Genomic DNA, 14,944 nt, shown 5'->3' on the forward strand with positions numbered 1-14,944 from the left:
GTCATGAGCCTGCTGTGCGAAGTCCCCGATCCGTCCCGCCGCGCCATGTTGATGACCGGCGGTGCACTGTTTGCCTGGGCCCACATGCCCCGCTTTGCCCGCGCCGCCGACAATCGCGATCCGCGTCTGATCGTCATCGTGCTGCGGGGCGCGCTTGACGGCCTGTCTGCGGTCGGTCCGGTCGGCGATCCCGACTATGCCGGCCTGCATGGCGATATCGCCCTGTCGCTGGCTGGTCCGCATGCGGCACTGCCACTGGACGGCTTCTTCGTTCTCAATCCGGCGATGCCGGTGTTTGCGCGGCTGTTCAGGAACAACCAGGCGGCGGTCGTGCATGCGGCCGCGACCGGCTATCGCGAGCGCTCGCATTTCGACGGCCAGGACGTGCTGGAAAGCGGTTTTGCCGGCCCTGGCCACGTCGCCACCGGCTGGCTCAATCGGGCGATCGAGAACCTGCCGCCGGGCGACCGTGTGGCAACGCTTGGCGGGCTGGCCGTCGGGCCATCGACGCCGCTGGTGATCCGTGGGGGGGCACCGGTGCTCGGCTGGGCGCCGCAATCGCTGCCGGCGCCCAGCGAGGGGCTCGCTGCGCGCGTTCTCGATCTCTACCAGCACCGCGACCCAGTTCTCGCGGTAGCCCTGCAAAAGGGGCTCGATGCTGACAAGATGGCCCTGGACGACAAGATGGGCAAGACAATGAAGCCGAAGGGTGGTCTCGACAGTGCGGCGGGGATGCGGCAGGCAGCACAGGGCGCCGCCAAGCTGATCGCGGCCGATGACGGGCCGCGCGTTGCAGCCCTTGCCTTCGATGGCTGGGACACGCATGTCAACGAGGGCGGTGCGACCGGCCGGCTCGCCACCTTGCTCGGCGGCCTCGACGGCGCCTTCGAAGAATTCGAGAAGGGCCTGGGCGCGCGCTGGAAGGACACGGCGATCGTCGCCATCACCGAGTTCGGACGCACCGCCCAAATCAACGGCACCGTCGGCACTGATCATGGCACCGGCACCGTGGTGTTGCTGGCTGGCGGCGCGATCAAGGGTGGTCGCGTCATCGCCGACTGGCCGGGATTGAAGCCGGCTCAGCTTTACGAACAACGCGATCTGGCGCCGACCAGCGATGTCAGGGCGGTGCTGAAGGGGCTGCTCGCCGATCAGTTCGGCCTTTCGGCCGCGGTGCTTGGCGACAAGGTCTTTCCCGATTCCGCCGCGGTGAGACCTATGCGGGACCTCATCGCCTGAAATCGGCCGAGGCGGATGCGCATCTGCGCCGGCGTGTCGATTCAGGGCTGCTCCATCTGCGAACGCCACCTGCTCGAAGAACTCAGTCGACCGGATCCGGCCCCAGCGACTCCACCGTCTTCAGCGCGCCATCGAGCATATCGCCTTTCTCGTCCTTCAGCGCCATCTCGCGCAGACGGCGGATCCAGTCGGCGGCATCCGCGCGGCCCTTGACCAGATCGAGCGCCGACAGCACCCGGTCGAATTTCGACTGGGCGCGAACATGGGTGTCGCTGTAGCCCTTGATCAGCCGCCGGCAATTGAGGATTTCGACGGCCAGCGCGTAGTCGGCCGGCACGTAGCCAAGCGCCAACGCGTACCAGCGCTCGATATGTGCGGCTTCCACCTTGTGGCGCAGCAGGCTGCGGCGCCACCGGCGCAGGCCGCCGATGAACCAAAGTGCTGCAAAGCCGGCAAAGCTGTCGGTGCGGATGCGGCGGCCATGGTTGATGCGGCGATCGAGAAAGGCGGCAAGCTTCGGCCGGTTCTCGATATAGCTGCCGAGGCTTGCCGGCAAAGTGCCGCAGAATTCCTCGATGCGTGGATGGAAATATTCAGTCACCTGCAGGATCGAGCCGTCCTTGACGCCGACCTCGCGGCGCACGCGCTTGTCACGCGTCGAGCGCGTCTTCAGATCGGCGACGCGGATCATGTCGTCGTAGCATAGGGCGTTCGCCAGATGCTTTGCGGCAGCGATGGACAAGTCATATCCGCGATCCGGCCCGTCCAGCGCGATGGCCTTGTCGAGTCGGTCGAGATAGTTGCGCCCGTAGGCGATGTCCTGATAGTCGACCACTTTTCGCAAGCCGCGCAGCGCCATGTCGCGCACCGCCACGGGCATCGCATCGATACGGGCGGCCAGGGCCTGCCAGCCTTGCAGCAGGTTTTGCGGACCACTCACATGCCCTGCGCCCAGGGCAGATTCGACAATCGCTGGCTCTGTTGTCTTTGGCGTCGGTGCAGCCGTGCCGCGCGCGCGATCAAACGCGGCGCCGAAAGCGGCGAGGCTGGCCTTCGCACCACGGCCGCCGGCACCGATCGCCTGCTCGTAGCTCTCGCGGGTGAACGGCAGCGCATCGGACCCGGCCAGCGCGCCGAGCAGGCTGGCCGAGATCATCGAGCCGTTGTCGGCGGCGATCTTTTCCATGTCGAAGGCGATGAAACGTTTCGATGCGGCCTCCGCCGTCGCATGCACCTTGGAAGACGAGGCCCGGCCGTCGCCCGGTTCGATCTTTTCCGACACCGCGGCGATGCGGTGCGACGAGGCGATCAGCGTGGTGCGTTCGGGCGTGACGAAACCGCGGATGATGGCGCGGCCGGCCTCCATCAGTTCCGCCGCGATCAGGATGTCGACGTCCCCTTGCGAGGGCGACAGCGCGAAGACGGGCAAGCGGCCGGTGTCGCGGGCCATCTCGACATAGTAGATGGTGGCGCCGGTGCGCTGGGCGACGCCGGCGACCGAGGTCGATTGCGCGACGTAGCCGTTGCGCTCGGCGACGTCGGTGATCCAGTCGGCCAGCACGCCGCCGCCCTGGCCGCCAACCGCCAGCACCGCGAGCTTGATGACGCGCTCGTCGCCCTCGGCGCCGGCCCGGGAGCGAAATGGTGGGACAGCGTCAAGCATCGGCGAAGGTCAGGCGCCGGCTTTCGCGGCGGCGCTGCAACAGGCTGATGGTGGCGCGGCGGACGGCTTCGAGGAAGTGGTCCCAGCGACCCGGATTGTGCACGACGTCGGCGCGATAGAAGGATGGGCAGAGCACCGCCGCATCGGCGACCTCGCCGCAATTGCCGCAGCCGACGCAGCTCTGGTCGATATGCGCCACCGGATCGTCGCGCAGCGGATCGTCGAGCGACTTGACCGACAGCGACGGACAACCGGACAGCCGCATGCAGGCGTGGTCGCCGGTGCAGATGTCCTCGTCGACGCCGAACTTCGGCTTGACGACCCTTGTCCCACTCTTGATCGCCTTGTCGACCAACGGCTTTTCGCGGCGCTGGCGATTGAGCATGCATTCGGACGAGGCGACGATGACCTTCGGCCCCTTCTCGTCGGTGGTCAGCGCCTCGCGCAGTGTGTCCTGCATCTTGCCGACATCATAGGTGCGGTCGATGTGGCGCAGCCATTTGACGCCCATCCCTTTCACCGCCTCGGTGATTGGATGCTTGGTCGACTTGGTCTTGTTGCCGGCGCGCGATGACAGGATGTCCTGGCCCCCAGTGGCGGCCGAGTAAAAATTATCGACGATGACGATGACGCCATCGTTCTTGTTGAACACCGCATTGCCGATCGAGGAGGTCAGGCCGTTGTGCCAGAAGCCGCCGTCACCGACAAAGGAGATCGACCGGCGCTTGGCATCCGGCGAATTGAACGCCGAAGCCGAAGCCGGCCCCAGTCCGTAACCCATCGTGGTGGCGCCGAGCTCGAAAGGCGGCATGATCGAGAACAGATGGCAGCCGATGTCGGAGGCGATGTGATGCTTGCCAAGTTCCTGCTCGACCAGCTTGGTGGCGGCGAAGATCGGCCGCTCCGGGCAGCCGATGCAGAAGCCCGGCGGCCGGCCGGGCACGACGTTGATCAGGTCTGCGGTGTCGAGGCCGTCGCCGACCTTGTTGGGCGCACGCACCTCGCCTGGCAGAAGATGCGGCGCCTCGGCGCGCAGGAAGGCGCCGATGCCGTCGAGCATGACCTGGCCGGTGTATTCGCCGGCCATCGGCAGATGCTCCTTGCCGACCAGCCGGGTGCCGCGCCCGGCCTTGTGCAGCATCGAGGCAAAGGCCTGCTCGATGTAATTGGGCTGGCCTTCCTCGACGACGAGGACGGACTGCTTGCCCTCGCAGAAGGACAGGAACTCGTCATCGATCAGGGGATAGACGGCATTGAGCACATAGAGCGGCACATCGGTATCGCCATAAATGTCGGCAAGGCCAAGCCGCTGCAAGGCGCGGATGACAGAATTGTACATGCCGCCCTGCATCACGACGCCGACCGAGCCGTGGTCCGATCCGAAGAATTCATTGATCTTGTTCTTGCGGATGAAATCAACCGCCGCCGGCCAGCGCTTCTGCACCTTCTCCTTCTCGTGCAGGAAGGAGGCGGGCGGCAGCACGATGCGGCCGGTGTCGCGGCGCGGCGCGTCGAGCGCATCGGCCACCGTCATCGGCGGCCGCTTGTTGTCCTTGGCGATGAAATGGCCATGGACATGGCAGCAGCGGATGCGCACCTGCAGCATGACCGGCGTGTTGGAAATCTCGGACAGCTCGAAGCCGTCTTCCACCGCCTTGACGATCGACGGCAAATTGGGGCGTGGGTCGAGCAGCCAGACCTGGCTCTTCATGGCGAAGGCGTGGCTGCGCTCCTGCATGATCGAGGAGCCTTCACCGTAATCCTCGCCGACGATGATCAACGCGCCGCCGGTGACGCCGCCTGAAGCCAGATTGGCGAGCGCGTCGGAGGCGACGTTGGTGCCGACCGTCGACTTGAAGGTCGCCGCACCGCGGATCGGGTAATGCACCGAGGCGGCCAGCATGGCGGTGGCGGTCGCTTCCGAAGCGCTGGCCTCGAAATGCACGCCGAGCTCGCCCAGGATGTCCTGCGCGTCGGCCAGCACGTCCATCAGATGGCTGATCGGCGCGCCCTGATAGCCGCCGACATAGCCGACGCCGCATTGCAGCAGCGCCTTGGTGATGGCGAGAATGCCTTCGCCGGCAAATTCCTCGCCGGCGCCGAGCCGCAGCTTTTCGACTTCCTTGGCAAAAGACCGTTCGGCCATTTTTTGTCTCCTTCCGTTACCGCCCGGCGCTGGCGGCGCGTAGGTCTAGATGTCGTGCTTGCGAATGTTCTTGAGCATCTTCAAAAGCGTGGCGATGAGCGCGGAATATTCGGCGTCGTCGATATCGTCGAACATCGCCTCGAAGGCGTCATGCATGGCCGGCCAGGCGCGGGTGAACTCGGCGCGGCCATCGTCGGTCAGGAAGACATGGCGGATGCGGCTGTCGGTGACCCCTTGCTCGCGCCGCACCAGGCCTTGGCCCTCCAGCGAGTCGAGTGTCCGGCTCAGGGTCGATTGCTCGATCACCGTATAGACCGAGAGGTCGTTGACGGTGGTGCCGTCGGTGACCGACAGCACGGCAAGCGTGCGGACCTGCGGAATGGTCAGGCCCTGCTTGCGGAAATCGTCGCGCAAGGTGGCATTGTAGCGGCCCATGATGCGGTTCATCAGATAGGGCGCGAACTGCTGCAGGCCGATCTGCCCCAAGGTCGAAATGCGCTGGCGCTTTTCCGCGACCTTCTGTTCCATCACAGCCTCCCCGCCAGAAGGAAGCCGGAACCGCCGCCCAGGCCAGCACCCGGATGGGTCGAGGCGCCGATATGGTAGAGGTTTTTGACGCCGGTCTGATGGTTGCGGCTGGTCTTGAACGGCCGCCACAGGAACGACTGGTCGAGGGTTGACGAGCCGCCATAGGGGTCACCGCCCACCAGATTGATGTTCATCGCTTCCAGATCAGCCGGCGAACAGGCGCGGCGCGCGATGACGCTGTCCTTGAAGCCCTCGATATGGCTGGCGAGGATGGCCTCGACGCGGTCGGCATAGGCCTCGCGCAGCGTCTCGGTCCATTGCCCGTCAGCCGGTGCCTGCAGCGTACCCGCGGCGTCGCCCTTGATGTGCCGCGGCGCCTCGGGCAGTTGCAACCACAGGATCGCCTTGCCTTGCGGGCAGCGCGACGGATCGAGCGCGTGCGGCTGGCCGACACAGATTGTCGGCACTTCCGGCAGCATGCCGCGCGCCGCCTCGTTGCAGGCTTTGGAAACGCCATCAAGCCCCGGCGTCAGGTGCAGCAGTGCTACCTTGTCGAGGCCTTCGCCGCGCCATGCCGGCGGCTTGTCCAGGGCGTAATGGATCTGGAAATTGCCTTTGCCGTAGCGGTATTTCTGCGTCGCCTCGACATCGGCTTTGGGAGCATCAGCCCCAAGCAGCCGGCCATAAAGTTGCGTCGGCGTGACCGAGCAGATGACGCTCTTCTTCGCATTGACCGTTTCGCCCGAGGCGAGCCGCACGCCGGTGGCCCGGCCCCCGGTCAGGATGATGGAGGCAACGTCCGCCTCGGTGGAGATGACGCCGCCGCGCTCGGTGATGAGCGCCTCGAAGGCCGACAGCAGGTTCTTTGCCCCGCCCTTGACGATCGGGGCGCCGGCCGCCTCCAGCGCGAAAGCGATGACCTTGGCGATCTGACCGGAGAAGGCATCCTCGGGCCCAAGCCCGGCATGCAGCACCCAGGGCGCCCACAGCGCGCGGACGGTCTCGGACTGGTAGCTGCTTTCCAGCCAGCCGCGCGCCGGCACCAGCGCTTCGCCGAGAAAGGCGGCAAGACCACGCGGGCTACGCCGCCAGGCATCGCCGGCCAGCAGCTTCGCCGTCGGATAGGACCACAGACTGCCGCCGAGCAGGCCGAACAACAGGCCGGCGTTGCGTTCGATGCCGCCGACGTCATCCGCATGCCGGTCGCCGTCGCCTGTCGCGATGGCGTTGAGGGAGGCAACGTTGGCGGCGCGGTCGGTGCGCAGCACGGCATGGCTGCCGTCCGGTCGCAGCACGCCGGTCGGCGTGCCGGTGTGGCAGAACTCCAGCCCGTGCCTAGCGAGGTCGGCGCCAAGGGCGGCAAAGGCCGGCGAGGTGATGAACAGCACGAAGGTCGTCGCCATCACGTCATGGATGAAGCCGGGCGCGGTGATCTCCTCGGTGCGCATGCAGCCGCCGATGCGGTCGTTGCGCTCGAGCACAAGCACCTTCGCGCCCTTGCCGCCGAGCATCGCCGCGCAGACCAGCGCGTTGATGCCGCTGCCGACGATGATGTGATCCGGCTGGCTCACGTCAAAACGCTTTCGGTTAGCCCTTCGACACAAGCGCCAGCGCGCGGATCGGGCTGCCGGTGCCGTGCTCGATCTTGAGCGGTGCCGCGATCAGGATGGCGCCCTTCGGCGGCAGCTGATCGAGGTTGCAGAGGCTGGCAAGCCCGTAGCGGTTGGCCTTATGCATCAGCGTGTGCGCCGGGAATGGCGGCTCCATTCCCCCTGCTTTGCCAGCATCGGTGCCGATCGTCTCGCTGCCCCAGCCCTTGATATCCTTGCTGATCAGGAACTGGATGGCTTCGGCGGTCGGTCCGGGCGTGTGCGGGCCGGTCTCGTTGGCGTTGAGGAACTCTGCTTCTGAGCCGTTGCGCTTGTACCAGTCGGTGCGCATCACCACCCACTCCCCGGCATTGATCGCGCCATGCTTGGCTTCCCATGCCTTAATGTGGTCGACGGTGAGCAGAAAATCGTGGTCGGCGGCGGCTTCCTTCGAACAGTCGATGACATTGACCGGGCCGACGAAGTTCTGTGCCGGAATGGTGTCGGTGGCGCCATCCGGATAATCCTTGCCGGTGATCCAGTGCTGCGGCGCATCGAAATGCGTGCCCGAATGCTCGCCGAGCTTCAGCCAGTTCCACGCCCACCACGGGCCGTTCTTGTCATAGCGGGAGATGCTATGGATTTCGACCTTCGGCGTGTCGACGGCCAGTTCCGGCGGGAGCTTGATCAGCGGCGTATCGGGCCCGAGCGGCGCCGACAGGTCGACCACCTTGATGGCGCCTGAAAGAAGCTGGCCGGCGACTTCGCCGAGGAGTTTTTGCGTGTCCATGGTCTCTGTTCCCTCTTTAGTGATGATGATCAAGGCTCGTCTCGGCCCTTAATATCCTACTAGACGAAAACATATGCATCTGCAATTATCTTTAAGCATAAAGGAAATGGGAACGGGGCGTGAGCGAGTTCGACGCCATCTTTGTCGGGGCGGGCCACAACAGTCTGGCATGCGCCGCGCATCTGGCGCTCAAAGGCTGGAAAACCGGGATTTTCGAGCGCAGCGGAACAATCGGCGGCGCCGTCCAGACCCGCGAATTCACCCTACCCGGCTTCCGTCACGATTTCGGCGCGATGAATCTGAGCCTGTTCGCCGGCTCGGCCTTCCACCGGAAATATGCAAATGAATTGAACCGCCAAGGGCTGGAGTTCGCGCCGGTCGCCGACTGTTTCGCCAGCGCCTTCCCCGACGGACGCTGGTTCGGCGTCAGCAACGACCTGGAAAAGACCGTGTCGCACATGGCTGCCTTTTCCGCCGCCGATGCCGCGACATGGCGCAAGCTGGTCGCGGCTTTCCCGGCGGAGGCCGAGCATCTGTTCCGGCTGCTTGGATCGCCGATGAGCGCCCGCGCGCTTGCCGGCACCGCGTGGAACCTGTGGCGCAAGAAGGGTATGTCCGGCGCGCTCGACACAGGACGACTGCTGCTGTCATCGCCACGCGCATGGCTGGAGGAGACTTTCGAGTCACAGCATGTGCGGGCAACGCTCGCTACCTGGGGCATGCATCTGGACTTCGCCCCCGATATCGCCGGGGGTGCCGTGTTCCCCTACCTGGAATCGATGGCCAACCAGAGTTTCGGCATGGTGCTGGGCAAGGGTGGTGCCGACACCATCATCCGGGCGCTGTCGGGCATGGTGACGTCAGCCGGCGGCAAGATCTTCACCGGCGCCGAAGTGGTCGAGATCACGGCTTCCGCCGGGAAGGCGACCGGCGTGCGGCTCGCTTCCGGTGAAATCCACACCGCCACCAAGGCTGTCGTTGCCGGCGTCGCGCCCAAGGCGCTGACCGGCAACTTGCTGCCCCAGGGGTCCGGTAACGCCAGCTTCGACATGGCGATGAAAAAATTTCGCCATGCGCCGGGCACGATGATGATCCACCTGGCGCTAGATGATCTGCCGGACTGGCGTGCCGGCGCCGAATTGCGGCAGTTTGCCTATGTGCATCTGTCGTCGTCGCTCGATGCCATGTCGCGCACCTACCAGCAGGCGATGGCGGGCCTGCTGCCGGACGAACCCGTGCTGGTCGTCGGCCAGCCTACCGCTATCGATCCGTCACGCGCGCCGGCGGGTAAACACGTGCTGTGGGTGCAGGTGCGCATGCTGCCCGCCGAAATCCGCGGCGATGCGGCCGGCAAGATTGCGCCAGCGCACTGGGACAAGGTCAGGGACAACTACGCCGACCGTGTCCTCGACATCATCGAGACCTACGCGCCCGGCCTGCGAAACAGGATCCTCGGCCAGGCGGTGTTCTCGCCAATCGACCTGGAGCGCGAGAACCCGAACCTTGTCGGCGGCGACCAGGTCTGCGGCAGCCACCATCTGGCGCAGAATTTCCTGTTTCGCCCAGTACGCGGTTTTGCAGGCTGGAACACGCCGGTGGCACATCTGCATCTCACGGGTGCCGCGACATGGCCGGGCGCCGGCACGGGTGCCGCCTCGGGTTACCTGCTCGCGCAACAGCTTGGCGGGAGGTAGGAGCCGAAGATTTCCTGGAAGTGAAGGAGGGCAAGGCGCTGCTGCCCGAGGAGCCTGAACCAAACTGAGATTGCTGCGCAAAGACAATAAACCAACAAGGGGAACGACCATGACAATCAACAGACGCGAATTGCTCGGATACAGTGCCGCAGCACTTGGAGTGGCCGCCGTCGGCCTGCCGCAGATCGCCAAGGCGGCTGCCGGCGAACTGACGATCGCCTACAACGTCAACCTGCCGTCCTGGGATCCGACCACCGGGCCTTCGGCCGTCAATCCGACGATCCAGGGGCTCTACCAGTCGGTGTTCGACCAGTTCATCCCGCAGAAGCCCGACCTGTCCTTCGCGCCCGGCCTGCTCACCGAATGGGGCTGGAACGACGACCGCACCAAGATCACGATGACGGTGCGCGAAGGCGTGACCTGGCATGACGGCTCGCCGTTCACGCCCGAGGACGTCGTCTGGTCGCTGCAGCGGGCAGGCGACGAAAAGACCGGCAACCCGATCCAGTTCGTCTGGAAGAACGTCAACAACTTCAAGATCGACGGCAACAAGATCACCGGCGATGTCGTGCAGTTCGACCCGGTGTATTTCAAATGGATGTCATTCCTGACCGGCTACATCATGCCCAAGGCGTACTACGAGAAGGTCGGTCCCGAAGGTTTCGAGAAGGCGCCGATCGGCACCGGCCCCTACATGGTCGAAAAGTTCGAGCGCAACGCTTTCCTGCGGCTGAAGGCCAATCCGAACTATTGGGGTGGCAAGCCAGCCTTCGAGAACGTCACGATCAAGTTCGTCACCGACGCGGCGAGCCGCGTTGCCGAAATCGAGTCCGGTTCCTCGCAGGTGACGCTCGAAATTCCCTATGAGGAGTATGACCGGCTGATCGCCAAGGACGGGTTGGCCGGCTCCTGCAAGAACGTCTCCGACATCGGCATGATCTTCTTCAACAACAAGGACGCCATGCTGGACAAGAACGTCCGCCAGGCAGCCGTCATGGCGGTGGACAAGGAGCTCCTGGTCAAGCGGTTGCTGCGCGGCTACGGCAAGCCGATCGATACGCTGGAAACGCCCGAGTACGCGGCTTTCGACCCGTCAATCAAGGTCGAGCACAATCCGGAAAAGGCCAAGGAACTGCTGGCCGCGTCCGGATACTCACCGGAAAAGCCGGCGAAGTTCACCATCCAGACGACCAAGGGTTTCAAGCCCAAGGATTACGAGATGGTGCAGGCGATCGTCGGCATGTGGCGCAAGGTCGGCATCGAGGCGACGATCGAAGTCTACGAGATCGCCAAGCACTATGAACTGCGCGCCGCCCACAAGCTGGCACCGGCGGCCTTCTACAACTGGGGCAATGCCATTGGTGATCCGACCACGTCGACCGGGTTCGCCATGTTCGGCCCTTCCCCGCATTCATCGTGGAAGACGGACGATCTCGATGCCAAGATCGGGCCGCTCTGGGGCGAGAAGGACGAGGCCAAGCGCATCGCCGGCTGGAAGGCTGTCGACAAGTACATCGCCGAGGAGGCCTATGTGCTGCCGGTGCTGCAGTTCGCACAGCCGATCGTGCATGCCAAGGGAGTCAATGTCGTGCAGCACATTTCCGGCGCGCTGCTGCCGGCACTGATGACCCCGGCCTGATATCGACCCGGGATTGCCGCGCGCCGTCGCCAGCGACGGCGCGCATTTTTCCATCAGGGCATTCGAGCCTGCGGGCTCCTGCAAAGATTTACATGCTCCTGCAAAGATTCCTGATCCGTCTCCTGACGATGCTGATCACGCTGTTCGGCGTAGCCGTCGTCGTCTTTGTCGTGATCCGCGTCGCGCCGGGCGATCCGATCGCAATGATGCTCCCGCCCGGCGCCACGGATGCCGACATCGCCCGGCTGCGCGCACTCTACGGTCTCGACAAAACCATTGTGCAGCAGTTCTTCATCTGGCTGTCCGGCGTTGTCAGGGGTGATTTCGGCACCTCGATATCGTTGCGGCAGGATGTGCTCGGCCTTGTCTTCAATCGGCTGCCGGCGACGCTTGAACTCGCCATCGTTGCCCTCGTCATGGCGGTGACGGTCGGCGGCACGACGGCAATCCTCGGCGCACGCGAGCGCGGCACGGCAGTCGAGGCCGGCATCGACATCGCCAGCGGTGCCGCCCTTTCCATTCCCGATTTCCTGTGGGGCCTGGTGCTGATCCTCTTGTTCGGCGTGCTGGTACCGATCTTCGACATTTCCGGCCGGGTGTCGCCGCAACTCGACCTGCCCTTCGTCAGCCAGTTCTATCTGTTCGAGAGCATATTGCGGCTGCGCTTCGATCTCACATGGGATCTCCTGAAACACATGCTGATGCCGGCCGTTGCGCTGGCGCTTCCGCTCGCCGCGATCATTTCGCAGCTGTTGAAACAGTCGCTGAAGGAGGTGCTCGATCTCGACTATGTCGTGCTGGCGCGCGTCAAGGGTTTTTCGGAAACGCAGGTCATCCTGCGCGAGGCGCTGAAGAACGCGGCGCTGCCGACGCTGACCCTTATCGGCGTGCAGTTCACCTTCCTGATCGGCGGCACGGTCATCGTCGAGCGGCTGTTTTCCTATGAAGGCCTCGGCAACATGGCGATCGATGCGGTCATCAACCGCGATCTGCCGCTGATCCAAGGTATCGTGCTGGTCTTCGCGCTGCTGTTCGTGCTGATCAACCTCACCGTCGACATGATGTATGCACTGCTCAATCCGAGGCTGCGCCATGGATGAGGTCCGTGCTCCCAGGCGTCGCGTATCCCCACGCCTGTGGTTGGCCGGCGGCTGGCTGCTGCTCGCGCTGCTGGCGGCGATCTTCGCACCACTGGTCGCGCCGCAGGACCCGCTGGCGCAGGATTTGATGCTGGAGCGGCTGCCGCCGTTCTGGATGGCCGGTGCCGAGCCCGGTTACTGGCTCGGCACCGACAGCCTCGGCCGCGATCTTCTGTCCAGGCTGATCTTCGGCGCCCGCATCGCCTTTGTCGTCGCCTTCGCAGCTTCGATCGGCGCGTGCCTGGTCGGCTCGACGCTGGGTCTGATATCAGGCTATTTCGGCGGCTGGGCCGACCGCATCATCTCGCGCATCGTCGATGTCTGGATGGCGTTTCCGCCAGTGCTGTTCGCCATCCTTTTGGTCGCCGTGCTCGGCACCGGCCTGAATTCCGTCATCATCGCCATCGCCGTCATCGACTGGACGCGCTTCTGCCGGGTGATCCGCGCCGAAGCGATGGGCCAGTCGCGCATGGACTATGTCGAGAATGCCCGCATCGCCGGCTATGGCCGCATCGGCATCATGCTACGCGAAGTGCTGCCCAATGTGGTGCCGTCGATCGTCGCACTGCTGTCGCTGGAAATGGGCATCGCCGTCATCGTCGAGGCGATCCTGTCCTTCGTCAATTTGTCGATCTCGACCGACGATCCGACCTGGGGCGGCATCATAGCCGAGGGCCGGCTGTCGATCCATCAAGCCTGGTGGGTGCTGGTGTTTCCGCTGATCACGCTGATCCTCACCGTGCTGTCGTTCAGCCAGTTCGGCGAGGCGCTGAAGACGCGTTTCGACCCGGTGCTGCGATGAGCGCCTGTCTCGACATCAGCGGCTTGAGCGCCGTGCTGCCGAACGGCCAGCGCGTGCTGCGCTCGGTGTCGCTTGCCGTTCAACCCGGCGAGGTCCGCGCACTGGTCGGCGAGAGCGGCGCCGGCAAGACGATGATCGGGAAGGCGGTGCTCGGCGTCTTGCCGTCGAGCGTGCGCATCGTCGAAGGCGATATAAGGCTTGAGGGCGAAGACCTCGGCAGACTGCAGCCCAAGGCAAGGCGCACGCTGATCGGCGCTCGCACGGCACTGATTCCGCAGGACCCGCTGACCGCGCTCAACCCGTCGCGCCGCATCGGCCCGCAGATGACCGACCGGCTGGTGCGCATCCTCGGCTGGAGTGGCGCGAGGGCCGATATCCGAATTCGCCAGTTGCTGGACGAGGTGCAGATCCGCGACCCTGACCGTGTGCTGAAAAGCTATCCGCACGAGCTGTCCGGTGGCATGCGCCAGCGGGTGCTGATTGCCGCCGCCTTCGCCGCCGAACCACGGCTGATCGTCGCCGACGAGCCGACGACTGCACTCGACGTCACCGTGCAGAAACAGATCTTGCGGCTGATCGTGCAATTGCAGCGCGAACACGGCACCGCGATCCTGTTCGTCACCCATGATCTCGGCGTCGTCGCCAAGATCAGCCAGAAAGTCTCGGTGCTTTATGCCGGCAAGGTGGTGGAGGAAGCCGAGACGGCAGCCCTCTTCGCCGCGCCGCAGCACCCCTACACTCGAGCGCTGATGGCAGCCACGCCGCGCTATACCGACCCATTCGCCTCGTTGAAGCCGGTGGACGAGGCGGTGCTGGCCGGACTGGCCGCGGAGATCGCCGCTGCCGACCAGGCTTGGAGGCGGCCAAATGGCTGAGCCGCTGTTTTCCGTACGCGGGCTGAAGGTCGCTTTGCCTGACATGACGCGCAAGCCATTGATCGGCCGAGCGCCGCTGGCCGAGATTCTGAAAGGCCTGGATTTCGACCTGCCCAGGGGCTCGGTGACCGGCATCGTCGGCGAATCCGGATCCGGCAAGTCGACACTCGGCCGTGCTCTGGTGCGGTTGCTGGAGCCCAGCGCTGGCAGCGTCAGCTTCGATGGCCGCGATATCACGCATCTGCCGGAGGCGGAGCTCAGGCCACTGCGCCGCAACCTGCAGATGATCTTCCAGGATCCGATGTCGTCGCTCAATCCGCGCCGCACCATTGCCAGCATCATCGCCGCGCCACTCAAGCAGAACGGCCTTGGCGACAATCTGAAGACCCGCGTCGCCGAGGCACTGCAGCGTGTCGGCCTGCCGCAAAGCTTCGCCAGCCGCTATCGCCACGAACTGTCGGGCGGCCAGCGCCAGCGCGTCGGCATTGCGCGCGCGCTGTCGCTGTCGCCGAAGTTCGTGCTGGCCGACGAGATCGTCTCCGGCCTCGACGTGTCGACACAGGCGCAGATCCTCACCTTGCTGGAGAGCCTGGCCGCCGAGATGGGCCTGACCGTTGCCTTCATCAGCCACGATTTGTCTGTCATCCGGCGGTTGTGCCGGCAAGTGATCGTCATGCGCGAAGGTGTGATTGTCGAAGCCAGCGCCACCGACGCCTTGTTCGACAACCCAAGGCAGGCTTACACGCGCGACCTGATCTCAGCCATTCCGCTGCCGGAAATCGATGCCGGGTGGCTGGACATCCCTTCCGCTGCCAAGGCGCCGACATGAACACAAACGCA

Annotated in this window: 12 protein-coding genes; 7 read left to right on the forward strand and 5 right to left on the reverse strand. The window is 64.8% G+C overall.

The window, feature by feature from the left end; all coding sequences use genetic code 11:
* The first annotated feature begins 3 nt into the window (after positions 1 to 3).
* A complete protein-coding gene (locus AC1RZR_RS01680) occupies positions 4 to 1,239 on the forward strand; it encodes a DUF1501 domain-containing protein (RefSeq protein ID WP_481827454.1) in 1,236 nt (411 codons plus the stop codon).
* Between the two features lie 82 nt (positions 1,240 to 1,321).
* Here AC1RZR_RS01680 and AC1RZR_RS01685 read toward each other — a convergent pair whose 3' ends face one another.
* From AC1RZR_RS01685 to AC1RZR_RS01705, 5 genes are read right to left on the reverse strand one after another with little or no spacing between them, the layout of a single operon-like run.
* Positions 1,322 to 2,902, reverse strand: coding sequence for an indolepyruvate oxidoreductase subunit beta family protein (locus tag AC1RZR_RS01685; protein WP_477272588.1), 1,581 nt, complete (start codon positions 2,900 to 2,902; stop codon positions 1,322 to 1,324).
* Positions 2,895 to 5,048 carry a thiamine pyrophosphate-dependent enzyme gene (locus AC1RZR_RS01690; protein ID WP_481827455.1) on the reverse strand — a complete coding sequence of 718 codons (2,154 nt, stop codon included), beginning with the start codon at positions 5,046 to 5,048 and terminating at the stop codon, positions 2,895 to 2,897. The genes AC1RZR_RS01685 and AC1RZR_RS01690 overlap by 8 nt, the downstream gene beginning before the upstream one ends.
* Before the next feature lie 45 nt (positions 5,049 to 5,093).
* Positions 5,094 to 5,576 (reverse strand): MarR family winged helix-turn-helix transcriptional regulator, encoded by a 483-nt coding sequence (locus AC1RZR_RS01695; protein WP_477272584.1) that lies wholly within the window; start codon positions 5,574 to 5,576, stop codon positions 5,094 to 5,096.
* A complete protein-coding gene (locus AC1RZR_RS01700; RefSeq protein ID WP_477272582.1) occupies positions 5,576 to 7,147 on the reverse strand; it encodes a phytoene desaturase family protein in 1,572 nt (523 codons plus the stop codon). Before AC1RZR_RS01700 ends, AC1RZR_RS01695 begins: the two co-directional genes overlap by 1 nt.
* Positions 7,148 to 7,163: 16 nt before the next feature.
* Entirely contained in the window at positions 7,164 to 7,955 is a 792-nt protein-coding gene (locus AC1RZR_RS01705) for a cyclase family protein (RefSeq protein ID WP_379104809.1), read from the reverse strand.
* A 119-nt stretch (positions 7,956 to 8,074) separates the two neighbouring features.
* Here AC1RZR_RS01705 and AC1RZR_RS01710 point away from each other — a divergent pair, with 119 nt between their 5' ends.
* The 6 genes from AC1RZR_RS01710 to AC1RZR_RS01735 all read left to right on the forward strand — a co-directional run bounded on the left by AC1RZR_RS01710 (position 8,075) and on the right by AC1RZR_RS01735 (position 14,933).
* The gene (locus tag AC1RZR_RS01710) at positions 8,075 to 9,649 is read left to right on the forward strand and encodes a phytoene desaturase family protein (protein ID WP_481827456.1); all 1,575 of its coding nucleotides are present in this window, start codon (positions 8,075 to 8,077) and stop codon (positions 9,647 to 9,649) included.
* Between the two features lie 109 nt (positions 9,650 to 9,758).
* The gene (locus AC1RZR_RS01715; protein ID WP_481827457.1) at positions 9,759 to 11,288 is read left to right on the forward strand and encodes an ABC transporter substrate-binding protein; all 1,530 of its coding nucleotides are present in this window, start codon (positions 9,759 to 9,761) and stop codon (positions 11,286 to 11,288) included.
* A gap of 92 nt (positions 11,289 to 11,380) precedes the next feature.
* The gene (locus AC1RZR_RS01720; protein ID WP_477272574.1) at positions 11,381 to 12,388 is read left to right on the forward strand and encodes an ABC transporter permease; all 1,008 of its coding nucleotides are present in this window, start codon (positions 11,381 to 11,383) and stop codon (positions 12,386 to 12,388) included.
* Positions 12,381 to 13,229: an ABC transporter permease gene (locus tag AC1RZR_RS01725; protein ID WP_481827458.1), complete on the forward strand. Its 849-nt coding sequence runs from the start codon at positions 12,381 to 12,383 to the stop codon at positions 13,227 to 13,229. The genes AC1RZR_RS01720 and AC1RZR_RS01725 overlap by 8 nt, the downstream gene beginning before the upstream one ends.
* The gene (locus tag AC1RZR_RS01730; RefSeq protein WP_481827459.1) at positions 13,226 to 14,104 is read left to right on the forward strand and encodes an ABC transporter ATP-binding protein; all 879 of its coding nucleotides are present in this window, start codon (positions 13,226 to 13,228) and stop codon (positions 14,102 to 14,104) included. The genes AC1RZR_RS01725 and AC1RZR_RS01730 overlap by 4 nt, the downstream gene beginning before the upstream one ends.
* Positions 14,097 to 14,933, forward strand: a complete 837-nt coding sequence (locus AC1RZR_RS01735) for an ATP-binding cassette domain-containing protein (protein ID WP_477272568.1) — start codon at positions 14,097 to 14,099, stop codon at positions 14,931 to 14,933. Before AC1RZR_RS01730 ends, AC1RZR_RS01735 begins: the two co-directional genes overlap by 8 nt.
* Positions 14,934 to 14,944: the final 11 nt, after the last annotated feature.

The organism is Mesorhizobium bavaricum (assembly GCF_056781655.1).

Coding starts and splice junctions, on each gene's coding strand:
- AC1RZR_RS01730 (WP_481827459.1), top strand. CDS start 13,226: ATGAGCGCCTGTCTCGACATCAGCGGCTTGAGCGCCGTGCTGCCGAAC.
- AC1RZR_RS01690 (WP_481827455.1), bottom strand. CDS start 5,048: ATGGCCGAACGGTCTTTTGCCAAGGAAGTCGAAAAGCTGCGGCTCGGC.
- AC1RZR_RS01715 (WP_481827457.1), top strand. CDS start 9,759: ATGACAATCAACAGACGCGAATTGCTCGGATACAGTGCCGCAGCACTT.
- AC1RZR_RS01720 (WP_477272574.1), top strand. CDS start 11,381: ATGCTCCTGCAAAGATTCCTGATCCGTCTCCTGACGATGCTGATCACG.
- AC1RZR_RS01680 (WP_481827454.1), top strand. CDS start 4: ATGAGCCTGCTGTGCGAAGTCCCCGATCCGTCCCGCCGCGCCATGTTG.
- AC1RZR_RS01685 (WP_477272588.1), bottom strand. CDS start 2,902: ATGCTTGACGCTGTCCCACCATTTCGCTCCCGGGCCGGCGCCGAGGGC.
- AC1RZR_RS01695 (WP_477272584.1), bottom strand. CDS start 5,576: ATGGAACAGAAGGTCGCGGAAAAGCGCCAGCGCATTTCGACCTTGGGG.
- AC1RZR_RS01725 (WP_481827458.1), top strand. CDS start 12,381: ATGGATGAGGTCCGTGCTCCCAGGCGTCGCGTATCCCCACGCCTGTGG.
- AC1RZR_RS01705 (WP_379104809.1), bottom strand. CDS start 7,955: ATGGACACGCAAAAACTCCTCGGCGAAGTCGCCGGCCAGCTTCTTTCA.
- AC1RZR_RS01735 (WP_477272568.1), top strand. CDS start 14,097: ATGGCTGAGCCGCTGTTTTCCGTACGCGGGCTGAAGGTCGCTTTGCCT.